Source organism: Colwellia sp. KU-HH00111, assembly GCF_040362745.1.
Classification (GTDB): domain Bacteria; phylum Pseudomonadota; class Gammaproteobacteria; order Enterobacterales; family Alteromonadaceae; genus Colwellia.
In genome coordinates this window covers 84,644-108,785 of record NZ_BAABWO010000005.1, presented here as the reverse complement: position 1 = coordinate 108,785, position 24,142 = coordinate 84,644, and the positions used below count along the sequence as shown (strand labels likewise).

Here is a 24,142-nt window from a genome sequence, read left to right as displayed (position 1 = left end):
ATGATTTTTAGAATGGTAAAACTAAATAAAGCACTTATTTAGTTACTTTTTATAGAAACAAAAAGGCCAATAAAAATTGACCTTTCTAGTTGTTCGTTTGATAGGATTAGTTTACCCGTAATCAGTTATTGCTTAAAAGTTTCTAATTTCCACATTGTTACTATTGAAGTCGAACTTATTAATTTTTCCGCATTGGGCAAAGTGGTTGTTAGAAGTGTAAGGTGTATTGGCTTGAATTATATCACCTTCCCAGCCTTGACCATTTTTGATGAAAGCTTTGATTTCAAATGCACCATTAACAGCTTTACTACAGTCCATATCTACATCTAACATCCAGTGATGCTGCCCCCAACTATTGAAGGGATCTTCGCCATAACCATCTGTAGTAGTGGTACGTATTGCCCCCCAACTGCTTGGCCAAACATTGGTTGTCCAATCAAGCGGTGTTCCTTGTGCTTGATTGCTTTGCCCAACTTCACTGCCATACCAATCTAAGTAGTTTTCGTTAACCTTCCAAGGTGAAGTGGTGCTATTGCGTAAATTGTTATGCTTAATAGGCATGGCACAGTCAAAGTTAGTGGTTTGACAGTTTTTTCCTAAGGTGTTGTTTGCGTAATTGTGATCAATTCCACCTCGAATAAACATGTCTTGGCCACTTTGAGTTTGTGCTTGAATAAATATAACGGTACGTTGCCAGTCACCTTCGGGAGGAATAATATCACTATTAATTTTAGCACCTTGATGAATAGCAAATGCATCCCATGCACCTACATTAGCGTTAATAGTGCCATCACTATTGACCGTAATGGTTTCACCACTACAAGATTGCCCATCGATAGATAATTCACCCTTAAGTACATTACAGTAACTGCCTGCTGTCATGCCCGTTGGTAGAGCTGCAGTTAAATTAGTATTTTCTTTGTTAATAGCAACAAAACCTGAGCCGCCACGGCCAAAGGCAATTTGATTATTACCGTTGTCCCACCAGTTGGTAGTACTCCAGTTGTCAGCGGTGTTGTTTCTAAAATCTACTGCTCCTGAGATGTATGACCACCTGTGTTCACACTGCCAATTATCATTAAAGCACTCTAAGTTGCCGTTGTTATGCACTGGCACCGAAGGCGCACCTGCATCTGTATCTCCGTGGTAATCATAACTGGACATTACTTTTGGGTAACCATATGGATAAGCTAGCATAAATACGTTAGCTAAATCATATAAGCGGCCGTCTTCGAAGGTAATGACACTACCGCCACCACCATGCCCTCTTTGGTTGTCATGGTTGTCAACAAAAACTACCGCAGAGCTACTTGGCATAAAGCCCCAGCCTTCGCCAAAATTACTTAACCATGAGAGTTTTCCATTTTTAAAGGTATCTCCTAATTTGGTGGTGTATTTGAATTCTGTCACTAACCCTGCACTGGTGTACTCAGATGAACTAATGGTCTCGCCGCCTTGATCAATAACTTCTTGAAATACTAATGGTGAGCCATTAACTTTTGACAAAACCCCTTGAATATCTTCTACTGCCATATGTTTTGAAGCATCAAATCGAAAGCCTGCCACACCGATATCGGTCAAATCATTTAGGTATCCAGCAACCGTGTCTTGCACATATGAAGCGCTAGTATTTAAATCAGGTAAACCTACTAACTCACAATTTTGTACCTCAAACCTATTGTTGTAACTGGTTATTGCACACGTATTATGAAAGTCTTGCGTGCTATAAATAGGATAGTTTTTATTACCATAATTACTGCCGGCTACGCCTGTACCACTGCCGTTAGCCATATGATTAATAACGGCATCGACATAAATATCTACTCCTACAGCCTTACAACGATTGACCATATCAATAAATTGTCCACGATTTCCGCCGCGACTTTCTAATTGATAACTTACCGGTTGATAACGAGTCCACCAAGGTGAACCCTGAATATGCTCATTGGGAGGAGAGACTTGTACTGCGGCATAGCCTTTTGGTCCTAGGTAGTCTTCACACTCTTGCGCAATATCTTGCCAATTCCATTCGAATAGATGCACAAAAGTAGTACGTTGCTCAGCGGCTTGTACGTGAGAGCTGGCTATTAAAGGTAACGCTATAGCTAAGCCAGTTGATATAAGGTTTTTCGTCATTTTTAGTTTCATTTTTGATCCTGTTATTATTGGTATTATTAGGTTTTCTAAATATGCGGGGGGATATTATAATTGCTCAAAATAACAACAAATTCACACAAAAAAGCGTTGAATACGTATGCACTAAATCTCTATTGATTGTTATTTTATATGTCGTTATTGTGAAGGGTTTTGATGTTTAAATTTTGGGCATTTAATTTATTGCCACTTACATTGAGTAGGTACGACCACCCATTTGATAAGGTGTAAATCAACGCCATTGATCCTATTGACATATTTATACGCAAATAAGCAAAACCTTTGGGAAACTGAGGTTTGAAATCATAACAAATGAGAACAACTCTCAAGCGTCATTGATAATCATATAGGGATCTCCCTCCGCATCACGGTACAGTAGTGGTTCCAACAACACTCACTGACTCCACGGGGGAGATACAAATGAAACTATATGGTGGATTAGATTTGCATTCAAATAATTCCGTAATAAATATTATTGATGAAAATGCTAATACTGTTTTTAAGAAACGTATCGCAAATGATCTTACTCAAATCAAAGCTTACCTTAAGCCTTATTTCAATGAGCTAACGGGTTTAGTGGTTGAATCTACATACAACTGGTATTGGCTAGTTGATGGCTTAATGGAAGCGGGATATAAACTTCATTTAGCGAATACTGCCGCGATACAACAATACAGCGGTTTAAAGTATGGGGATGATGATAGTGATGCAAAATGGTTAGCCACGATGCTACGTCTTAATATTTTACCCGAAGGTTATATTTACCCCAAAGAGCAACGGATGATCAGGGATTTGTTACGTAAGCGTGGCCAATTAGTACAACAAAGAACGAAAAACCTTCTTTCAATCCAGGGTTTATATGATAGACATATCAACGGTAGGATCAGCGCTAATAATGTAAAGCAACTAACAAAAGAGAAAATCGAAAAACACTTTAGTGACTCCAATGTTTGTTTATCAATCGAGAGTAATTTAATTGCACTTAACTGTGTAAGTCAGCAAGTGAAAATCATTGAAAAATCACTCAGCAAACAAGTTCAACTAAGCGATGAGTTTATTAACTTAACGAGTATCGATGGCATTGGCCTAATACTGGGGTTAACTATCATGTTAGAAACGGGAGATATTTCTCGTTTTGATAAAGTTGGACAATATGCCTCCTATTGCCGTTGTGTAAATGGTGCTAGATATAGTAATGGCAAGAAGAAGTCTAAAACTAATACGAAAAACGGTAATAAATATTTAGCATGGGCATTTGTCGAAGCGGCTAATTACGCAATTCGCTATAACGACAGCATAAAAAAATATTACCAACGAAAGTTAGCAAAAACACATATCATGATAGCCAAAGGAGCCGTCGCACATAAACTAGCAAGAGCATGTTATTACATTCTACGAGACGGTGTTGTTTTTGATGTTAACAAAGCGTTTGGCGCTCATCCTTAAGAGAAATAATATGAAATATTGATAGTTTTGGTTAAGCGAACGAGATTCTGTAAAGGGGTTTGGTAAAACCATGTCACTGATTGAACCGTTCGTTTAACCAACTTATGTTTTTTGTAAAAGCTAATATGCCTGCGCTTTGAGCCATAAGGGGCTGGACATACCGAAGGTATGAGCCATTTCACTGTCATCGCGAATAAATAATTATTCCAACGACTTGGACAAAGTGCGGCACTAAATGATTTCTGAGACGATAAGTCAAGGGCTGTTGATATCGATTTATTGCTATCAACAAATTGCCTTAATTCAGATGGGTGACGGGTGCATATTAGTTGACACCAAACCATGAGATTTTTAGGTGCATAGCTAGCTAACAAATAAGCAATAACATGTATATTTGCCACTTAATGAAAAAGGTTAAGAGAAACTGCTTTACCTACTTGACGGGAGATCCCTAATGGGTGACCCCTTTGATTTAGCCATTTCACTGTCATCGCGAATAAATAATTATTCCAACGACTTGGACAAAGTGCGGCACTAAATGATTTCTGAGACGATAAGTCAAGGGCTGTTGATATCGATTTATTGCTATCAACAAATTGCCTTAATTCAGATGGGTGACGGGTGCATATTAGTTGACACCAAACCATGAGATTTTTAGGCGCATAGCTAGCCAACAAATAAGCAATAACATGTATATTTGTCACTTAATGAAAAAGGTTAAGAGAAACTGCTTTGCCTACTTGACGGGAGATCCCTAATGGGTGACCCCTTTGATTATTCTGACATATTATTTGGTCGGCAACACAAAGTTCAAAGTAATAACATCTCCTATGAGTTTTCTAATTATTGTTGGCTTATATTGTTTGAAACTTCTTTCTAACTTTTGTATCTGTTTTGCACTATTCGCTGATTCAGAGCCACACCAGTATCTACTACTATCACCAAAAGGTTCCAAAATGATCAATTCACTATCAAAATACTTAAATTTCACTTGCACATCAGGTGACTTACTCATTGAATCTCTTTTTCTGATATCACTGACCCCATCTATACCCTTTAACAACGAACATAGAGAATTTAATGATAAATAAATTGAATCAAATTCAAAAGCAATTTGTTGGCCGCTTTCTGTACAAATTTTGTATGTTTTCATTAAATTTCCTACCAATCACCCGGTTGTGTTACCACACCAACAGCATATGCATTAACGCCCACATTACTTCTACCTGCTGCTGATCTAAGCAAGGCATCTGTAGGATATTTGGACAAATCTACAGGTCGCCAATTTTTACCAGTACCAAACCTAAACAATGATTTCATATTACTTCTAAATGCTGAAGCGGCCAAGCCTGACGGGGCCAAATATGAATACCCTTTAATAAGTCCAGAATAACTTAATCTTGCTCCACCTAATGCATAACTAGAGTATTCCCCATAAGAATATGCATCCGAATTAATATTTACACTTGTTATATCAAGCATACCTCTTAATTCATCTCCATATCCAAATAACAACGCATCTCCTAAGCCTGCAGAAAAGTTTACTATCTCTTGTGGAAATGAAGGCCAATTCGATGCCAACAAACCTTTCCCATCAACCAACATTGCCAAATCTTGGGCAGTCTCATCCTGATGATATGCCTCTTCTCTCGCTTCCCACTCTGGGCTCTCTTCTTTCAAAGGTGTTGCTTTACCCCAATCCTGCGCCAAAGCAGCACTAAATGCCCATGTTTGCGCGCCATTAGCAAATTTCCCGCCCGTCAGTTTCGAAATTGTTCCTCCGACAACAGCAGAAGCGATAACATTGACATACGCATTGCCTAGTTTAATTTGTCCTCCTAGTGCAGCACCTAAGCCAGCAGCCCAGAATCCATGACCAAAATTACCGCCTTGTGCTTTACTTGCAAGACCACCTATCAATCCTGCAGTCAAGAATCCTTGACTTCCTCCTATACCTGCAGTGATCGCACCAATAATCGCGCCTTTTAAACTGCCAGTAACAGCATAAGTCGAAATGGCAGCATATGCGGCACATCCTGCAGGCCCACCATAGGCACAAGCAGCAAACTGTAACGCAGCATTCAAAATTGGAATTTCCGCAATATCAGTAAATACTTTTTTCCCGAACTGCGCAGCCTGTCGAAACGCTTTACCTGAGCCTTTTGCAATTTTTCCTGCAATTCTAGCCACTTTTGAGAAAAAATAACCACTGGGGTCAGTATAGCTCATCGGGTTATTCATCACATAACTGTAACGGTTAAAACTTTGGGTGTTGTTCGGTGCTTGAACAGCAATATCTGCTTGTAAGAATCGTCCCATTTTAGCGTCATAGATGCGACCACCCATTTGAATAATATTGAGGTGGTTTACCATTTCATGGCCAGTATAGCCACGTGCCATGTTACTGGCGAGTAATCCACCCGAGATGACTTTTTGTTCACCAAAAGGGGTATAAATGTATTGTTTTAACACCGTCGCATTGTCATCGGTTACTGTGATAGTTGACCCTTGAAAATCTTGATGTAGGTATGTGGTTCGCTCAGTGTTAGTTGCTTCATATTGCGTGACTTTTATACCACCAACAAAATAGTGATGTTCAACTTTATCTGCTTGGCTGCCATCATCATAATGGGTATTAACACGTTGATAGCTACCGCCAACATAGTGGGTTGATTTAGTCAGCCATTTATTCTCTTCTTGAACATGGTCAGTGCGGTAAATAACTTGACGTTTATGACCATATTGGTAACTGGTTGAATGTCCCGCCGTGTTGCTAATATTACTGGCTTTATCAAACGCAGTATAAGTGAAGGTACGGTCGCCATCAGTTAACACGTTACCATTGTCGTCATAGCTTAAGGTTTGTCCATCCCAACGGGTTAATCGATTGGGTTTTGCTGAATTACTGTATTCATAACTACTATCACCGGCTTTATCGGTAAAGTTACCAAAGCCATCATAGGTATAACTAAAGTTTGTTGCTAAAGCCGGCTGGCTTGGTAATTGCCCACTAAAACTGCGGTTGGTTAGTCTGTTTAATCTATCATAGGTAAACACTTCACTATAACTTGAGCTAGCTACGTTGCCATAAGTGGTCGACCTATTGGTTAAATTGCCTGATTTATCAAAACCATCATAAGAAATTTGATGCAGGCTATTATTGGCACCATCAGTTAAACTAAGGCTACTAATATGTCCGGTTTCAGCTCTGAAAATTCGCGTTGTTTCTGTGCCATTACCAAAACGCTCATCGGTCACATTGCCATAAGCATCCGTTGCCTTCACTTCTTTTAAAAGCGCATTCGTTCGGCCATTGGTTTGTTTATAAGGGTAGTGATTGGCATTGTATTCATTGATAATAGAAAATGCTTGAAAGCCAGTAGGGTAGTTAACTTCTTGCACACGGCTATATTGGTCATAGGTTAAGCTCGATGTAAAATTAACCCCCTGATTTAAGGTGTCGGTTTGAGATAAACGGCCTAGGCTATCAAAGTAATAATGTTCTGAATACGTTGGTGTGCTACAAGTGTTTCCAGTGCCTTGGCTCACTGATTTTAGTTTGCCAACGGCCTTAATACCGGCATCAGCAACTGAGCCGTAGTTCCAGCAAGTTTCGCCATCAGCATCGGTTCGATGTATTACGCGACCTAAAATATCATAGCTGTTAGTCAATGTTTGGTTGTTAGCATTTAACACTGAAATTTGCTCACCAAAGGCGTTATAATCAAAAGTCCATGCGCCTTTGTCGGGGTCATCCATGGAAATTTTTTGACCATAACTGTCATAACCATTCACGATGACCGATTGCTTACCTGGCATTGAGGAATCAGAGGTTGTCGCTTGTGTTAACTGCCCATAGGGGTTGTAACTATAATCGATAGTTTGTTGGTGACCAGCGCCGCTTAGATTGGTTTTTTGCTCAAGTTTGCCATCAGGGGCTCTCAATTCAGTGTGTTGATTGTTGCGCGGGTCTGTAATGACCGTTGTTAGCCCTTTATATTGGCGAGATATCTCAGAGAAGCTATTATTAACATCTGGTGTTTTTTCGTTAACAACACGACCTAAATCATCATAGGTTTGCTCACTATAATAGGGTGTACTGCCATCAAAGTGAGGCTGAGATACACGCGCCGGCCTGCTAAAGTCATCAAATTCTGTCTTAACCACAACCCAACGACCGTCAAAGCCTTTGGTGCGTTTTTCGATTTTTTGGCCGAAGTGATTATAAAATGCTTTTGAGGAGGGTTTTCCGGGTGCATCGATTATTTCAACGTAATAAGCTTGTGTATTTTCACAATAGGTGGTTGAGCAAAATTCTCGACTTAGCAAACTCTCATTGCCATCTGAATGGGCAATTTTAACGGTTTCACCCGCATAGCCAAAATGTGTTGTTGAGGATAAGCTATTGGCATCTGTTGTTTTCATTTGCCAAATTCGCCCGGTCACTGAATCACCAGAATAACCGTTGTAGGTGTAGTTCACTCTTTCGCCTAGGGCGTTTTCTTTCCATAGAGCATATCGCCCGTTGCTTGAATAGCCAATTTCAGCGCTGCGCGTTTGCATTGTACCAAAAGCATCAACCGCCCCTGTTTTACTTACTAGGGTTTTATTGCCGTGATTATCATACTGTGTTGTTGTCGTTAGGCCATTAATAGAAGAGGATTGTAGTAATCCATCACTGTAATAGCTATAAGAGGAGGCTCTGCTCGTTGATTGACCATTACGCGTTTTAGTTACCACTGCCTGACTAATACGACCCAAACGTTTTGCCATGACGGCATCAAAACCGCTTGGCGAGTATGTATTGTTTGTATCGGTTGTAGCAGCATTGCTGCCATTGTGAGCTGATAAGGTTATATTGCTTGACGTGAGGTTTCCCCAATCATCAAATGTCTGGGTTGCAAGTGACTTAGTTAATTCATATTGGATAGGTGTACCCGTATGTAAATCAACAGACCATTGGTATGCCTCAGTAGTGCTAACATAAGGGAAAACGCCGCTATTGGCTGATGTTAGCACATCGTAACTGTTGGTTGTGTGCGCTAACAGGTAGTTATTTTTATAGAATTGTAATGTTTCTTTGGGTTTTCCGGCCAGAGGGAACACTTGGTGATAACGCGTTTGTGTTGTTACCTTATTTTGAGGGCTATTAGTTTACAGTACTTCAAACCCTAAAAAGCCACGTCCTTTTTTATGTACCAGTGCGCCGCCGTATGCATAAGATACTTTATTGGTGGTATTGCTGGTTGCAGAGTTTTCGGTTTCTACTTGACGAACCACATAAACACCTGAAGTTATATCAGCGTAGTCTGCACTGGTGTTATTTGTTGATGGTGTTGAAATAGCAACACTTGGGTCATTGATTAACGCATAATCTAGGGTTGTTTTGGGGGCAAAACCATTGTTAACGCCTGTGATCACCGCAAATGGCGTTTTGTTTGGTAAAGCGTCGTACTTCTCCCATGCATCACCAGCGTTTTGCCTAGACATTATATCTAAGGTGCCATCACCATTAATATCAGCAAAGCTCAAGTTACCTCTAAATGCCAACTGCTGAGTACCGCGTTGAACAAACTGCACTTGACCATTGGTATCAATATAAGAAATAGAATAATCATAGTAGCTTTGAGGGTATTGCTCACGATAGGCAATAACGTCTGTCTTACCATCGCCATTGATATCAGCAAAGCGGTGTTGATTATAAAAGTCAGCATAATCACCGTTGATGTCAATTGATGGCGTACTCCCCATTGAAGGAGCAATTTTGAGCTGTACTTGCTCTGTTAACCCTGTGCCCGTTGATAAGCGATAATGCCATTTATTGTTATAGATATAAGCAAAGTCTGTTAGGCCATCACCATTAAAGTCAACGGGGGTAAAACCATAGAGTTCGCTTCCGCCACGAGAGCTAAAAGAGGCATATTCTTCGAAACCAGTGCCAGTGCCAACCAATATAATTTTAGTCGTTCCGCCACTCCATGTATCAATCACTAAATCAGGAATACCATCACCATTGATATCGACAGATGTTGCTTTATCTAAGAGTGAAAGTGATGCAGAGTTTAGTGAGGTAGTTGATGAAATCGTTAAGGTTTGCTCAGCAGCAAAGCCATTAGTGCCACCTAAATTTTTGTGGTATTTAATTGTGTTGTATTTTGAAAAGACAATATCGTGAAAGCCATCACCCTCAATGTCCATAATCATTGATTTTTCTTTGTTATACGAATCAAGATTTAAATCAACCGTTTCAAAGGTAAAAGTTTGTGTTTGATTTGTACAAAGTTGTTGGCTACCCATTTGATTACAGGCATCGGATATTATACCAGCCTTAGCCGTAATAACTGCCCATTGGTTATTACTACGAATGAACAAAAAATCATTGCGTCCATCACCATTGTAGTCAATAACTCGGCTGTGTTGCATTTTACTATTTGATGTATGGCTATTTGCAACCTCAACAGTTGAATAGTTGCCGTTTGCATCTGCGCCATAAATTGACCAGCCACTATAATTGTTGGGGTAAATAAGTTCAGGTTTTCCATCACCGGTCAAGTCAACAAAACTGCCGCCTTCTCTCATGTAAGAACTGCCATGCGTTGATGGCGAAGTATTCACAAGTTCAAAAGTTGAACTAGATGTTTGTTTTTGCCAATCAAACTTCATTGGTGCTAAACAGTGCGATGTGGTGCCATCTAAACATTCTTGAATTGCGGTTAAGTATTTTTTGTCTTCAACGTGTGCGGGTAGCTCATAGGTTAAATGGTAATTACGGTAGACGTCATTATCTTGCTTTACTTCAATACGTGATAAGTGAACGTCACTGCCCACTAAATTACCTGCAATGTAACCTGTTTTATTATCAAAAGTTGGGTTATTAGCATAATGAAAATTAACCGAATGGCTGTTATTGATCACTTGGCTAACACTGTTAGTGCGATAACCGCCATAAGTGATTTGACTTAATTGATGGCGCCCTTTGGTTACATCTTCCGTGTAGTTAAATAGAATAATGTTATTTTTTACATCTTCAATGGCTTTTATCGACCAGTACCTTGCGATAGCAGCATTTTGCTGTGTTTGTACAAACGCATCAGCGGAATTTGGGTGACCAGAGTTACCAAAGTAATGGGTTTCACCTGATTTTGTTTCAACAGTGAAGTACTGAGGGCCAGTCGAGGTAGAGCCACCAACACCTGTGATAATTGAAAAATTATCAATTTCAGTATGGTAGCTTGTTCCAGGTGTATAGTAATTGCTTTGGCTATTATTGGGGATTAGGCGTTGTCCGCCATAACAAAATCTATCTTCTGTAGAATAATCTACACCTAAATTTTTACCATCGTTAACAAAGTTTTGTCCACATCGCACAATGGCAGAGCCTGCTGAAAGACTCCAACCCACACCAAGGCTACCGTCACCGCCTTGGCTATTGTAAGAGAGCGCGACTTGAGGTTTAACACCTGCAACACCAGAAGGTAAGGATATTGGTACATGGTATTGGGCTGCGCCACTTTCAGAGACTTGCAACTGGCCACTGGAAAAGCCAACTTCATTTGTTTGATATTCAGTTGATGATACAAAGAGGGATAATAAAACTGTGCTGATAAAGGCGCAAGCAATCACTGCTTTTAGCATTTTAAGTCCTTTTAATGTGTAAAGATATTATATTTGCGCGAATTATAACTAACTATGTATAAAAAACAATACTCTATTCTATCTTCAGTACTTAGTTATTTTAAAATGCTTTTTAGAGTAGGGTAGCAAGAACCATGTGTTTTCAAAGGTCTCGGCACATTAGCTAAATACTGGCTTCACATATGCTAAAATAATAACAATAAATAATATAAACACAGGGATTTCATTGAAGATGCGATAAAATTTACCTGAGCGTGTATTGTTGTCTTGTTGGAATACCTTTACCAATTTAAAACAGTAGCCATGATAAAACAGTAATAAAATAACTAAAGTCACTTTAATATGCAGCCATTTGGCGGCAATAAACCAATCATTGCCATAGGTATAAATAAGTAATAAACCTAAGACAACAGTAAACACTGCAAACGGTGTTATAAAGTACAGTAAGCGTTTTTCCATGCCTTTTAATTGTTGAGCAACTTTGTCAGATTGTGTTTCGGCATGGTTAACAAATAAACGTGGTAGATAAAAAATACCGGCAAACCAAGCAACCATAAAAATCACGTGGAAGGCTTTAAACCACAAAATATTATTCATTAAAAAGTCATTCATTAATTTTATTTTCCTTCAACTACGCATGCTCTCGCTAATGCTTGTGTGGGTATGACATTCTTGATCAGTTTACCCGTGACTAGGTATTGTCTTATTTGCTCAAAAGTAACAATGCCAATAATATCATCAATACTATTTTGATAGATATACACACCACCGCAACGATCATTAACCAGTGCAAGATAGGCTTCGGCTAACGTTGCTTGATGAGATAAAGGTATCAATTTATGCACCTTTAATTTTTCAGTAATTTGGTAGTTTGATGATTCAATATTAGGCGTTTTTGATTGTGGGTTAGTCGCTAAGGGAGCCTCCTCATTAAATACTGCCCAATAATAGCTAACTTGCTCGGTAACTGTATTATGCCGCATTACTTTTTTGCTCGCTCTGTTGAGTACAGGGATGGTCGAGTCAGTGGTGACAATCAGTCCAGCTAGTGCTTCTCTAGAAGCTTGTTCAACTAACTCAAACTTAGTGATCATTAAGCTTAAAATGCCCACTTTTTGCAGGGTTTTTTCAATGGGAGGCTTGCGATAAGCCAAACCTTGCACATCGAGCTGCATAATAAAAACAGAGCGATTATTAAATAGCTGACCAGAAATAATACTGGCCACTGTGATCACAATCATTGCTGGCAATATGATTTCTAATTGGCCAGATAACTCTACCACGGCTAGTAAAGCGGCAAGCGGTGCATTTAACGTTGCAGCCATAAAGCCAGCCATGCCCATTAAAATAAAATCATTACCTATATGTTCACCAGGAATGAATTGCATTGCTAAAGCGCCACCCAAACCACCAGCAATAGCGCCAATGCCTATGATAGGGCCAACGATACCACCAGGAATCCCCAAGCCTAAAGCAAAGGTAGTCATTAAAAATTTGGCTAACAGTAAACTTATTAATAATCCGATATGCCAACTACTGGCAAGCGATACATCAATTGCGCCGCTACCTACACCCATAGCACCAGGCACAAGATAACCAAGGCTACCGGTAATCATAGCGGCTAACATCAACCGAGGAACAATATGAAGTTTGTCACTTTGTTTGATGACTGAAACTAAGGTTTTATTAAAAGCGGCGGCGAGGCTTCCTAACAGAATGCCTAATATTACCAAAGGAATATAATGTTGAGGAATAAGCTCTATTTTATCAAAGTATTCAAAGTTATGAGAGACGTCAAAAACACTGCGGGTAACCAAAGAACCTACTAAGGCCGCTAACATCACAGGAATAAATATATGAATTTTATATTCGCGCATAATAACTTCCATCACAAATAATACAGCGGCAATGGGAGTATTAAAGGTTGCTGCTATGCCTGCAGCTATACCACATGCACATAAAGTGCGAATACTGTTATATGGGAGTTTAAATATACTGCCAATAAAGCTGCTTGCTGCGGCTCCTAAATGAACCGCAGGGCCTTCTCGGCCTACTGAAAACCCAGAGGCGAGGGCAACAGCGCTGCCAAAAAATTGATTAAAGGTATTTTTAAACGGGATTACACCATGAGCAACTTTTAATCGGTGTAACACAAAAGGAATGCCGGTTCTAAGGTATTTATACCCAGTAAGCCAAGCAAATAATAAGATGATCAGTGAGCCAATTATGGGTAAATCAAAACGACTTACACCATCTAAGGTGTTATAGTTGTCGCGTTCAACTAAGTAGAGTTGTTGCAACTCTTCAATCAACAGGGTAAATAAGATCACTAATAATGCCGATGCGAACCCCCCAACAATCGCAAGTAAACATATTTGCCATGAAGTTTTAGGTAACGATAAATGTTTTCTTGTTGTGCTAAAATAGCTCATTGTTAGTGACTAGTTGCTTATTATATATAGTTAAGTGTCATGATGTTTTTTACTGATTATAAGGTTATTGTACGTTACAAATGAATTGGTTAGCAAAAATAAATCTTACCGTAGTAACCGAGCGTTTAGGGCCCTTTAAATCGGCACTTATTCTAATGATTTTAATCGTGCTTTGTTTATTTATAGGTTATAGATTCGGCAATTACTATCATAATTATCAATCAGTGACTCTAGGGCAACAAAAAAGTCGACTTGATCAGCTTTATCAACAACAGGCTGATCACGTAGAACGTATTCATACTTTAGAAGTGGAATTAGCGGTAGAGCAGCTTGCTAGCCAGAACGCACAAGCGATGTTAAAGGAAATGTCGCAAGCACATTATCAGGTTAAAAAAGAACTCGCCTTTTATGAAAAAGTTATGGCGCCGGAAAAAGACGCTAATGGTTTAGTGATTGATAATATCAAGATAACGCCAAGTCAAAGCCCTAATCATTACAATTTTCAAATTGTCTTAGTGCAACAAAAATTAAAAAAACGTTATGTTAAAGGTTTTGTCGATTTGGTTATAACAGGTAGTTTGGCGGATCAGCCAAGCCAATTATCCTTAGCCGATATTTCTTCAACCACCAAAAAATCGCTTTCATTCAGCTTTAAGTATTTTCAAGTCATTGAGGGAAGTTTTACCCTACCAAGCAATTTTATTGCTGAAAAAGTGCAGTTTTCTGCGATTTTAACCAAAAATAAATGGCAAAAATACCAAAAGCTTAATAAAACAATTCCTTGGTCTATTGAATAATTTCGTAATAATACTTGATTAAATTAGTCAGGTTTAAGATAATTGTCGCGATTTAAAGCATATTTCCTAATACAGTAAAGTAGAGTTCAATGTCAGATCCTATCGAAACCCCAGAATTACCGATTAAATTTACCGATGCCGCGGCAAAAAAAGTGTTGTCGTTAATTACTGAAGAAGAGAATCCTGAGTTAAAGCTTAGAGTATACGTTACGGGCGGGGGATGCTCTGGTTTTCAGTATGGCTTTACTTTTGATGAAAAAATCAATGACGGTGATATGACGATAGAAAAACAAGGCGTTATTATGGTGATTGATCCTATGAGTTTGCAGTATTTAGTTGATGGCGAAGTAGATTATCTAGAAAGTTTAGAAGGTAGTCGTTTTGTGGTTAATAATCCTAATGCCACCACTACTTGTGGCTGTGGGTCTTCGTTTTCAATGTAGTCATCTTGATTATACTGAAACTATTTTGATAAACCTGCTATCACGCAGGTTTTTTTTGCGCTCAATTTTATTAAAGACGACAGGCATTAATGTGTAGCCTCCGCTTTTTTGTGTAAATATAGTTGTTCATCTGCTTCTTTTAAAAGTTCTTCCATGGTTTTGTTACCATCACTCGCCGCAGCACCGCAACTAATAGTGATGGGGAGGTAAGAGTTTTGATAGGGCATGGGGTTTTTAATAAAAAATTCTGTTAAGCGTTTACAGGCTAGTTGAGCTTCTTGGTAGGTTTGGCTCGCTAAGGTGATAACAAATTCATCGCCGGCATAGCGGAAACATTTATCGTTTTCACGAATTAGCTCTTGTAGTTGAGAGGCAACATAAGTGAGTACCTTATCACCACAATCATGTCCATAAGTGTCGTTAATTTGCTTAAACTTATTACAATCAATGAACAATACTGAAAAAGGCACCTGATAGCGTCGTTGCCGAATGAGCTCTTCATTGATGGATGCTTCCATAAGACGGCGGTTAGCGACACCGGTTAATCGATCATAATGGGCCATATATTCAAGCTGTTCTCTGATCAGCGCATTAGACAAACATAAACTCACCTTCACCGCGAGCTGCTCTAAATGTAGGGTACCTAAGTCGGGTTGAAAGCGGTTTTTATTGTTATCGGTAAATAGCAAACTGCCAAAAAGCTTATCTTCAATCACTAAAGGCACAAAGGCTGCTGACTGTGTGTGCTCAATTAAATTTTTTGGCAGTATGCTGCTAATATCTGCAATAGTATTAGTTAGTAAGGGTTTTCTGTTGGGGTGAAGTTGTTGCAATAATGTAAAGGCGATATTTTTGCTATGTCTAGAATGCCAGTTTGATTGCATATTACCGCTAAGCAAATAACTGATCGGGGTCGGATCTGCTAATAATAAATATATGCCAGATAAGTTAAATTTATCTTTAATTAAGGTTAGCAGTTGTTGCAGTAATTCTTGACTGGTTTTACAACGTAAAATTTGCGTTTCAATTTCAAAAAGTTTTTCGGTGATATCAGCATTGGCGCGAGAGTTTTCAATGAGCGTAGCTAATTTGTTTTCTAATTCTATTGTGTATTCAGACATAAGAAGAAACACCTGCTAGTGAATTAGGGGCGGTTGGTTTTTATTCCAGTTAACAAATACTAACCTTCCGTTAATAACATTTCAATAATTGCATTCATATCAAGATCGAATTCTTCAGCTCTGACTGCTTTAACAATAAAGTCGTCAGTTTCAGATAAATCAACATCTTGGGTATTGAGATACTGATTAAGTTTAACGCTATAGAAGGAACGGACTTGTGGGTTAGTAGGATCCTCATTATTACGTTGTTCTACCACCGCCAGTTTTTTAGACTCTAACTGCACCAATGAACCAATAGGAAAAACGCCAAGACACTGAATGAACTGGTCAACAAGCTTGGCATCTAAATGATTATTTTTTGCCAGTTCTCGTAAAATTGAGAATGCTTTATTATGAGGGAATCCTTCTTTGTAACAACGATTTGCCGTTAAGGCATCAAAAATATCACAAATGGCAATCATGCGGCCATATTTATGGATGTCCTTGCCTTTAATTTGAAAAGGGTAACCTTCACCATTAAGTTTTTCATGATGTAATGCCGCCACTTCTAAGCTTAGTTTACTAATGCCTGGTGTTTTTTTAATAATATCAATAGAGTGATTTGCATGAGTTTTCATAATAGTAAACTCTTCATCAGTGAGTTTTCCTGGCTTATTGAGTATTTCGTCCGGAATTTTGATTTTACCTATATCATGCAAAAAAGCGCCAACGCTAAGGTGTTGCACTACCTGCTTACTCATTTTTAAAAAGTGTGCGAAAATGGTTATGTACACAGATACGGCAACCGAATGTTCGAGTAAATATTCATCTTTTTTTCGAATATTGACCATGCAGGCTAAGGAGTCAGGGCTATTAAATATAGCATCAACGGTTTGGTTGGTTACCTCTACTACCGGTGTTAAATCAATAGTAGCGCCACTTAAAGCCTTAGAAAATAAATCTTTTTGAACATTTTTTGATTGATGAAAAATGGCTTTTGCTTGTTTTACTTCTGCGGCAATCTCTGCTTTAGTTTTGTTAAGCTTTATTTGTTCTAGGGTTTTACTAGTATCGATAAAAACAGAAGTAACCTGTTTGTTTTTTAGTTTGCTAATGACCTTATTACTCTTAATATGCCCTGGAGCACTTAATACAAAGTCACCGTCTTGTTTGGCAATATCAGTCACGTAATGACCTACTTTTAATTCACAAAGTTGCTTTTCTATAATCATTGAATTGATGACCATGTAATATATGACAAAAAAACCAAGGCACTATTTAGGTGTTAACCCTATATTGATACTAGTCATATTATTAAAATTACACAATGAAATGTGATTATAAAACTGTGAGTTTGACAGTAAACTGGCCTCTTAATTGCTTAATTAAGCCTACAAGTATTCAGTTTTATCATTTACTGCCGATAGCAGTAATATATCAATGATTACAAGCAGCAATTTTTATATTGGAATATTTATGCGTACGTTAATACTTTTCATGTTTGTTGGTTTTATCTCGTCTGTGCAAGGACAAAATTTAACCGCAGTGCAAATATACACAGACAATCAGTTGCTTAACTTAATTAAAGAAAACAAACATTTAAGCCAGGTTGTTATAGATGATTGCCAACTAGTGCAAGATATTGAAGCGCGCGCAATAAAGGCTAAAATGCCGTCTTATCAATTTTTGTGGGGCGATATGTTAGCTTACGGTGTCTGTGTAAAAAAAGATATTGCCTTAGGGTTACACTATATGCGTTTAGCAGCTGATCAGGGCTTAATTGAAGGTCTTGAACAAATGGGGCGTTATTATCATATTGGCAAGTTTGTCCAAGTGGACATAGCGCAAGCTATCGTGTTTCTAAAAGCTGCCGCTGCTATGAATAATCTTGCCGCTCAAATGCGCTTAGCAACACTATATCAACAGGGGCATGGCAGTCCTCTGGACTACCCTGCACTATATTCACAGCTCCATCATGCCATCACAGATAATAAAAGCACCCATAAAAAAATTAATCAGTTAAAGCAGCAATTAGCGAAAAAAATGCCAGCAAAGGTTGTGAATGCAGCTAAAAAAAGTGACTACACTAATTAGGGGCAGTACGACACGGCAGTTAACTTTCTAACTATGGTCTAATAAGTTTGTGATATACTTGCAATAGCATGATTGAACTCGGTTTCGACGGGTTCAGACATAATTTATTTTTTCAACTTATAACAAGTACCCAATTATTGTGACCCTAAACGATCCTCACGCTAAACGTGAAGCTAAAAAATATGAAAAGCCCGTTGCTTCTCGTGAGCTATTACTTTCGATTATCGAAAAATGCGCTCCTCCCCCTACCTTTAACACCCTAGTTAAAACGCTAAACTACCAAGAAGAGCATTTGTTGGTGGGTTTAAAACGTCGTCTACGCGCTATGGAAAATAGCGGTCAACTCTATTTTAATAAGTTCAAGCAATATGCGATACCAGCTAAAAGTAACTTGTTAACCGGTACTGTGCTTGGTCATCGAGATGGTTTTGGTTTTTTCTCGCCGGATGATGCAAGTGTTAAAGATAAGCGCGGCAAAGATTTTTATATCTCATCACATGAAATGAAGCGAGTGTTTCATGGTGATGTGGTGCAAGCTATATTAGTTGATCGTACCGATCGTAAAGGCCGAAAAGAAGTTAAAATTTTAGAGGTTATTGAACCTAGAAAAGCACCGATTGTTGGGCGTTTTTATGTTGATCACCATGTGTGCTCGGTCGTATCAGAAGACAGTAAAATAAAGCAAGAAATACTGATTGACCCGAAAGCAAAATTGGGGGCGCGTCATGGGCAAATGGTGGTGGTTAACTTGGTACAAAGACCTACTAAACGCTCACATGCCATTGGTGAGGTAATTGAGGTATTAGGTGATCATTTAGCACCGGGTATGGAAATAGAAATAGCCTTGCGCGCCCATGATTTACCGCATCAATTCCCTCACACCGTGCAAGCCGAAGTTGCTAGTATAGCTGATGAAGTTGAAGAATCAGCAAAATTACCCCGTAAAGATTTACGTGATTTACCGCTAGTGACTATTGATGGTGAAGATGCTCGAGATTTTGATGATGCAGTGTATTGCCAACCAGACGCGTCAGGTGGCTGGCGTTTGTGGGTTGCGATTGCTGATGTTAGCTATTATGTTCGTCACGGCAGCGCCTTAGACGATGAAGCAATTTCACGTGGAAACTCTGTATATTTTCCTAGTCAGGTTATTCCGATGTTACCGGAAAAACTGTCTAATGGTTTATGTTCATTAAACCCCGATGTCGATAGACTTTGTATGGTATGTGAAATGACCGTTAGCCCGACAGGGCATTTATCAAAGAGTCAGTTTTACCCTGCGGTGATGCGTTCACATGCCCGTTTTACTTATAGCAAAGTTGCAACTATGCTTGACGGGCAAGACACTGAAGCAGGTGAAAACCTTAGAAATCAATATTCAGCATTAGTACCAGATTTAGAAAACCTAAAATCAATGTACCTAGCGTTAAGCGATGCACGAGCTAAACGAGGGGCTATTGCCTTCGAAACCCAAGAGTCATTATTCTTATTTAATGACGATAAAAAAATTGAAAGTGTGATCCCCCTTATCCGCAATGATGCCCATAAAATTATCGAAGAGTGCATGATTTTGGCGAATGTGGCGACCGCTCAATTTATAGAAAAGCACAATAAACCAGGGTTATTTCGAGTTCACGATAAGCCCAGCGAAGACAAATATAATAATTTTGTTAGTTATCTGGCTGAATTAGGTATAACAATCCCTAGTAGAGATGAACCTGAGCCTAGTGACTATTGTGATATTTTAACTAAGATTGCGGATCGCCCCGATCAAGAGCTGATTCAAACCATGTTATTGCGCTCAATGCGACAAGCCGTCTATCAAAGTGATAATTTAGGGCATTTTGGCTTAGCGCTGGAGTCTTATAGCCATTTTACCTCACCTATTCGACGTTACCCTGATTTGGTTGTTCATCGCGTTATTAAACGTATTTTGCTTGAACAGACGAAAGAGCAAGCTCAACAAGAAGCTAATGTGGGTGCTTATGATTATAACCTTGAGCAAGTGATTGAATTGGGTGAACATTGTTCAATGACTGAGCGAAGAGCTGATGAGGCAACACGGGATGTCAGCGACTGGTTAAAATGTGAGTTTATGCAAGATCATGTGGGTGATAGTTTCAGTGGCGTTATTAGTACTGTTACTAATTTTGGCTTGTTTATTAGACTGCAAGATTTACACATAGAAGGTTTAGTGCATATTACTTCGCTAAGCAGCGATTATTATCATTATGATGATGTTCGGATGTGTTTAACAGGTGAAAATTCGGGTGTTAAATATCGGGTTGGCGATGTTGTGACCGTGAAGGTGGCTGCGGTCAATTTAGATGAAAAGAAAATTGACTTGGCGATGGTGGAGCAAAGTCAGGCCAATAGCAGTAAAACTAAGCGCTCAAATAAGCGTCAACATAAACACAGCGACACGTCAAAATCAGGACAAAGTAAAGCACAGCATAAAGCGAAAGGTAATGCTAAAACTAAAGACAAAACTAAAACGAAAACTAAAGAGAAGTCTAAAGTTAAAAAGCGTAGTGCACGAAAAAAACGTCCGGGAAAAAACGCTAGAAAAAAAGCAAAGTAAATATGCTCCCTGAGTAAAAAATAAAAGAGAAAAAAGAAAATGGCAAAAAATGAAGAGTTAGTGTTTGGTATTCATGCAGTTAACGCGTTATTAGCAAAGGCTCCTGAGCGTTTTATTGAACTGTGGTTATTAAAGGGACGAGAAGATGAACGTTTTCTACCCATTACTAACTTAGCCCGAAAATATGGTATACCAGCTCAAATGGTGCAGAGACGGGTATTAGATGACAAAAGCGAAGGCGAACAGCACCAAGGTGTTGTTGCACGGGTGAAACCTGGAAAAGTACTGACAGAAAATGATTTAGACGATATTATCAAGTTAGCAGAACAACGTGATATCCCTCCTTTTCTACTTATTTTAGATGGTGTGACCGACCCACATAATTTAGGAGCATGTCTGAGAAATGCTGATGCTGCAGGTGTACAGGCAATTATTGTCCCTAAAGATAATGCGGCAAAGTTAACGGCAACGGTACGTAAAGTTGCTGTAGGCGCAGCTGAGTCAGTGCCATTAATACAAGTGACTAACCTCTCACGAACAATGAAACAGCTCCAACAGCAAGGCGTTTGGATAATTGGCACAGCAGGAGAAACCGATACATGTCTGTATGATGTTCAATTGTCGGGCCCTATGGCTTTGGTAATGGGAGCTGAAGGCAAAGGTATGCGCCGGCTCACGCGTGAAAATTGTGATCAATTGGTGAAATTGCCTATGGCTGGCAGTGTGTCAAGTTTGAATGTTTCAGTAGCTACAGGCATTTGTTTATTTGAAATGGTGAGACAACGCTTAGCAAATCGCTAACGTTTAGCCAACGGAAATTGACTTTTGTCGATGAATGGCTTTGCAACGAAGCCATTTTACTTTATAGTCACGGGCAATATTTATACCCTATTGGTATTAACCCCCCCATAAAAAATGGAATTAGTTCAAGGACGAGATCATGAAAAGAATACTCTTTACAGTTATTATTATTGTTGCGGCAGGTTTGATTGCGCCAAAATTTATTGGCAGCATTGTTAAAACAGAATATAGCTCAGCTTTTGATAAACTCAATGCAAACCCTAATATCATCGTAAATTCAACTCAATATACCCATCATTGGTTTGAAGGAAAATCAGTGACCGAGATGACTATTAATATTGGCTCTCCAGATGTTGATGATATTACCTTTACCGTTGAAGAAAACTTGTTATTTGGCCCCGTTATTTTGACCGAACAAGGAATTAAATTTGCGCTAAGTTATTCACAAGCGAATATAAACTTTAAATCCTTAGACGTTGATCAAGAAATTGCGACCTTTATTAATGATAAACTTCATTTGAGTAGCTTAATAACATTTACAAAAGATATCGTCACCGCCATTGAAATAGATGAAATTTCAAAAACTATTGATGGTAATAAGCTTGTTTCGGCTAAAGCCATTGCCAACTTTACCATAGAAGATAGTAAACGCGTGGTGGGACGTTTCAATTGGGCTGGGTTATCGACCACAACCCAAGATAAAAGCTTTTCACTTTCCGGCGTTGAGTTTTCACTGGATCAAACGCTAATTGCCGGTGATTATTATCAAGGTAATGCCATTTCAACGGGCGATTTTGATTTTACTATCGCATCATTGAATATGGAAGATTCAGCCGGCAATGCAGTGATCACACTTGAAAACGTATTTATTAATGCGGTATCTGCAGTTACCAATAAGTTAATGAAAGCTGAAGTTACTTATCATGTCGATAAAATGCTGTCTGCAGGTCAACAGCTTGAAAATGCAAATGTCGCAATTGTGCTCGATCGTTTTAATATTAATGTATTACAAGAAATTAACACATTAATGGCAACGCTTCCCCCTGAAAGCGAGGCCATATTTGCACCAGAAAACCAAACAAAAATAGCGGTATTAATTGAAAAATTATTAGTCGATGATCCGATATTAAAAATACAAGACTTAAGTGTACAAACCCCTGAAGGAAAAATTGAATCTAAAATGCAAGTGAGCATTGATAAAAAACGTTTCGATGCTGCTAACATGATGTCAATTATGCCTGCAGTACAAGCCAGTGCTGATGGTAGAGCGCCTAAGCCATTCTTTAGCAAATTAGGATTAGCGCCTATGATTGACATGTACGTTGAGCAAGGGTTTATTGTACAAAACGCGCAAGATTTAAGTGTTAAGCTTAACTTTGCCCAAGGACAATTAAACCTTAACGGAAATGTGCTGGCACTTTAAAGCAGCCGCCATTTACCTTCGCGAAACACCGTTACGGCAAGCAATCAAAAAATCAAACTTTTGTTGCTTGCTTTCTCCGCTTATTTTCCCTACAATACGCGTCCTTAATTCAGCCTGAACTTTTTTGTTCCTTGCTTCAACTGGTGTCGGCTGAGCCAGAAAATGAGGCTACAACCCATAAGGAGCTCGTAATGCGTCATTACGAAATCGTATTTATGGTTCACCCTGATCAGAGTGAACAAGTGACTGGTATGATCCAGCGCTACACAGACTTGATCAATGCTGCTGAAGGCAAAATCCACCGTCTAGAAGACTGGGGCCGTCGTCAATTAGCATACCCAATCAATAAATTACACAAAGCACACTATGTTCTTATGAACATTGAAGCGCCACAGTCTGTTATTGATGAACTTGAAACTTCTTTCCGTTATAACGATGTTATTATTCGTAATATGATCATGCGTACTAAAGACGCGGTAACTGAAGCATCGCCAATGGCTGCTGCTAAAGATGACCGTCGTGACGATCGCCGTGAAGTTAAGAAAGATGTTGCTGCTGAGCAAGTTGAAGCTACTGAAGTTTCTACAGAAGAAAAGTCAGAAGAAGCTGCTAGCGAAGAATAGTCATCTGTGATGCTCTCGAAAGAGAATTGCCTGGTGTTGGTCGGCTCGGTGGTAAAACCGCCAAAGCAATCAACAAGTCCAGCGGGTATTGTTCATAGCCAGTTTTCAATAGACCATAAGTCTATACAAAATGAAGCAGGTATGAATCGACAAGCATTTGTCAGAATACAAGTTGTAGCTACAGGTGAAATATCACACTTAACTCGTGAATTAGTTGTTGGAAGTGAAATTAAAGTGTCTGGTTTTATTAACCGACATGAATCTAGAAACGGTAATCCGTTATTAGTATTACACGCCCAACAAATTGAAATGATTAATTAGTGTTTTATTTATTACCCAGTGTAATGCGTAAAACCCAATTCGGAGAATATTATGTCTCGTTTTTTTAGACGTCGTAAGTTTTGTCGCTTCACAGCGGAAGGCGCAACATCTATCGATTATAAAGATATTGCTACTTTAAAAAACTATATCACTGAAAGTGGTAAAATTGTTCCTAGCCGTATCACAGGTACTGCTGCTAAATACCAACGCCAACTAACTCGTGCGATCAAACGCGCTCGTTACTTGTCATTGTTACCATACACTGACTTACACAAGTAAGCTAATAAGGGGT

Annotated in this window: 18 protein-coding genes; 10 read left to right on the top strand and 8 right to left on the bottom strand. The window is 39.0% G+C overall.

Annotated features, from left to right (window positions below; genetic code table 11):
- Window positions 1–132: 132 nt before the first annotated feature.
- Complete coding sequence (locus ABXG98_RS10720) at window positions 133–2,148, bottom strand: alpha-amylase (protein ID WP_353538679.1); 2,016 nt, start codon at window positions 2,146–2,148, stop codon at window positions 133–135.
- 426 nt (window positions 2,149–2,574) lie between these two features.
- Here ABXG98_RS10720 and ABXG98_RS10715 point away from each other — a divergent pair, with 426 nt between their 5' ends.
- Window positions 2,575–3,600 carry an IS110 family RNA-guided transposase gene (locus ABXG98_RS10715; protein ID WP_353538678.1) on the top strand — a complete coding sequence of 342 codons (1,026 nt, stop codon included), beginning with the start codon at window positions 2,575–2,577 and terminating at the stop codon, window positions 3,598–3,600.
- A gap of 787 nt (window positions 3,601–4,387) precedes the next feature.
- Here the strand turns inward: ABXG98_RS10715 and ABXG98_RS10710 are convergent.
- From ABXG98_RS10710 to ABXG98_RS10690, 5 genes are all read right to left on the bottom strand, one after another.
- Window positions 4,388–4,753 carry a hypothetical protein gene (locus ABXG98_RS10710; RefSeq protein WP_353538677.1) on the bottom strand — a complete coding sequence of 122 codons (366 nt, stop codon included), beginning with the start codon at window positions 4,751–4,753 and terminating at the stop codon, window positions 4,388–4,390.
- An 8-nt stretch (window positions 4,754–4,761) separates the two neighbouring features.
- Complete coding sequence (locus ABXG98_RS10705) at window positions 4,762–8,706, bottom strand: RHS repeat domain-containing protein (protein ID WP_353538676.1); 3,945 nt, start codon at window positions 8,704–8,706, stop codon at window positions 4,762–4,764.
- Window positions 8,707–8,754: 48 nt separating this feature from the next.
- Window positions 8,755–11,235, bottom strand: coding sequence for an FG-GAP-like repeat-containing protein (locus ABXG98_RS10700; RefSeq protein WP_353538675.1), 2,481 nt, complete (start codon window positions 11,233–11,235; stop codon window positions 8,755–8,757).
- Window positions 11,236–11,394: 159 nt separating this feature from the next.
- Window positions 11,395–11,847: a protoporphyrinogen oxidase HemJ gene (gene hemJ / locus ABXG98_RS10695; RefSeq protein ID WP_353538674.1), complete on the bottom strand. Its 453-nt coding sequence runs from the start codon at window positions 11,845–11,847 to the stop codon at window positions 11,395–11,397.
- Between the two features lie 5 nt (window positions 11,848–11,852).
- Complete coding sequence (locus ABXG98_RS10690) at window positions 11,853–13,667, bottom strand: chloride channel protein (protein ID WP_353538673.1); 1,815 nt, start codon at window positions 13,665–13,667, stop codon at window positions 11,853–11,855.
- An 80-nt stretch (window positions 13,668–13,747) separates the two neighbouring features.
- Here ABXG98_RS10690 and ABXG98_RS10685 point away from each other — a divergent pair, with 80 nt between their 5' ends.
- Together ABXG98_RS10685 and erpA are read left to right on the top strand one after the other, a co-directional pair.
- A complete protein-coding gene (locus tag ABXG98_RS10685; protein WP_353538672.1) occupies window positions 13,748–14,464 on the top strand; it encodes a DUF6776 family protein in 717 nt (238 codons plus the stop codon).
- Window positions 14,465–14,553: 89 nt separating this feature from the next.
- Window positions 14,554–14,907, top strand: a complete 354-nt coding sequence (gene erpA, locus ABXG98_RS10680; RefSeq protein ID WP_353538671.1) for an iron-sulfur cluster insertion protein ErpA — start codon at window positions 14,554–14,556, stop codon at window positions 14,905–14,907.
- A gap of 86 nt (window positions 14,908–14,993) precedes the next feature.
- On the opposite strand, the gene ABXG98_RS10675 is transcribed toward erpA, so the two are convergent.
- Both ABXG98_RS10675 and ABXG98_RS10670 read right to left on the bottom strand, forming a co-directional pair.
- Window positions 14,994–16,028, bottom strand: a complete 1,035-nt coding sequence (locus ABXG98_RS10675; RefSeq protein WP_353538670.1) for a DUF484 family protein — start codon at window positions 16,026–16,028, stop codon at window positions 14,994–14,996.
- 59 nt (window positions 16,029–16,087) lie between these two features.
- A complete protein-coding gene (locus ABXG98_RS10670; RefSeq protein WP_353538669.1) occupies window positions 16,088–17,239 on the bottom strand; it encodes a cyclic di-GMP phosphodiesterase in 1,152 nt (383 codons plus the stop codon).
- Between the two features lie 244 nt (window positions 17,240–17,483).
- On the opposite strand from ABXG98_RS10670, the gene ABXG98_RS10665 reads away from it, so the two are divergent.
- From ABXG98_RS10665 to rpsR, 7 genes are all read left to right on the top strand, one after another.
- Window positions 17,484–18,101, top strand: a complete 618-nt coding sequence (locus tag ABXG98_RS10665) for a tetratricopeptide repeat protein (protein ID WP_353538668.1) — start codon at window positions 17,484–17,486, stop codon at window positions 18,099–18,101.
- A gap of 139 nt (window positions 18,102–18,240) precedes the next feature.
- Window positions 18,241–20,682 (top strand): ribonuclease R, encoded by a 2,442-nt coding sequence (rnr, locus tag ABXG98_RS10660; RefSeq protein ID WP_353538667.1) that lies wholly within the window; start codon window positions 18,241–18,243, stop codon window positions 20,680–20,682.
- 39 nt (window positions 20,683–20,721) lie between these two features.
- Window positions 20,722–21,483 (top strand): 23S rRNA (guanosine(2251)-2'-O)-methyltransferase RlmB, encoded by a 762-nt coding sequence (gene rlmB / locus ABXG98_RS10655; RefSeq protein WP_353538666.1) that lies wholly within the window; start codon window positions 20,722–20,724, stop codon window positions 21,481–21,483.
- Between the two features lie 139 nt (window positions 21,484–21,622).
- Window positions 21,623–22,906, top strand: coding sequence for a DUF945 family protein (locus ABXG98_RS10650; RefSeq protein WP_353538665.1), 1,284 nt, complete (start codon window positions 21,623–21,625; stop codon window positions 22,904–22,906).
- Window positions 22,907–23,097: 191 nt separating this feature from the next.
- On the top strand, window positions 23,098–23,529 hold the full coding sequence (gene rpsF / locus ABXG98_RS10645) for a 30S ribosomal protein S6 (protein ID WP_353538664.1): 432 nt from the start codon (window positions 23,098–23,100) through the stop codon (window positions 23,527–23,529).
- A gap of 9 nt (window positions 23,530–23,538) precedes the next feature.
- Window positions 23,539–23,850: a primosomal replication protein N gene (priB, locus tag ABXG98_RS10640; RefSeq protein ID WP_353538880.1), complete on the top strand. Its 312-nt coding sequence runs from the start codon at window positions 23,539–23,541 to the stop codon at window positions 23,848–23,850.
- 51 nt (window positions 23,851–23,901) lie between these two features.
- Window positions 23,902–24,129, top strand: coding sequence for a 30S ribosomal protein S18 (gene rpsR / locus ABXG98_RS10635; protein WP_011041278.1), 228 nt, complete (start codon window positions 23,902–23,904; stop codon window positions 24,127–24,129).
- Window positions 24,130–24,142 lie beyond the last annotated feature (13 nt).

Excerpts from the sequence above, each read along its gene's own strand:
- ABXG98_RS10720 (WP_353538679.1), bottom strand. The coding sequence starts at position 2,148 with ATGAAACTAAAAATGACGAAAAACCTTATATCAACTGGCTTAGCTATA.
- ABXG98_RS10715 (WP_353538678.1), top strand. The coding sequence starts at position 2,575 with ATGAAACTATATGGTGGATTAGATTTGCATTCAAATAATTCCGTAATA.
- ABXG98_RS10710 (WP_353538677.1), bottom strand. The coding sequence starts at position 4,753 with ATGAAAACATACAAAATTTGTACAGAAAGCGGCCAACAAATTGCTTTT.
- ABXG98_RS10700 (WP_353538675.1), bottom strand. The coding sequence starts at position 11,235 with ATGCTAAAAGCAGTGATTGCTTGCGCCTTTATCAGCACAGTTTTATTA.
- hemJ (WP_353538674.1), bottom strand. The coding sequence starts at position 11,847 with ATGAATGACTTTTTAATGAATAATATTTTGTGGTTTAAAGCCTTCCAC.
- ABXG98_RS10690 (WP_353538673.1), bottom strand. The coding sequence starts at position 13,667 with ATGAGCTATTTTAGCACAACAAGAAAACATTTATCGTTACCTAAAACT.
- ABXG98_RS10685 (WP_353538672.1), top strand. The coding sequence starts at position 13,748 with ATGAATTGGTTAGCAAAAATAAATCTTACCGTAGTAACCGAGCGTTTA.
- erpA (WP_353538671.1), top strand. The coding sequence starts at position 14,554 with ATGTCAGATCCTATCGAAACCCCAGAATTACCGATTAAATTTACCGAT.
- ABXG98_RS10675 (WP_353538670.1), bottom strand. The coding sequence starts at position 16,028 with ATGTCTGAATACACAATAGAATTAGAAAACAAATTAGCTACGCTCATT.
- ABXG98_RS10670 (WP_353538669.1), bottom strand. The coding sequence starts at position 17,239 with ATGATTATAGAAAAGCAACTTTGTGAATTAAAAGTAGGTCATTACGTG.
- ABXG98_RS10665 (WP_353538668.1), top strand. The coding sequence starts at position 17,484 with ATGCGTACGTTAATACTTTTCATGTTTGTTGGTTTTATCTCGTCTGTG.
- rlmB (WP_353538666.1), top strand. The coding sequence starts at position 20,722 with ATGGCAAAAAATGAAGAGTTAGTGTTTGGTATTCATGCAGTTAACGCG.
- ABXG98_RS10650 (WP_353538665.1), top strand. The coding sequence starts at position 21,623 with ATGAAAAGAATACTCTTTACAGTTATTATTATTGTTGCGGCAGGTTTG.
- rpsF (WP_353538664.1), top strand. The coding sequence starts at position 23,098 with ATGCGTCATTACGAAATCGTATTTATGGTTCACCCTGATCAGAGTGAA.
- priB (WP_353538880.1), top strand. The coding sequence starts at position 23,539 with ATGCTCTCGAAAGAGAATTGCCTGGTGTTGGTCGGCTCGGTGGTAAAA.
- rpsR (WP_011041278.1), top strand. The coding sequence starts at position 23,902 with ATGTCTCGTTTTTTTAGACGTCGTAAGTTTTGTCGCTTCACAGCGGAA.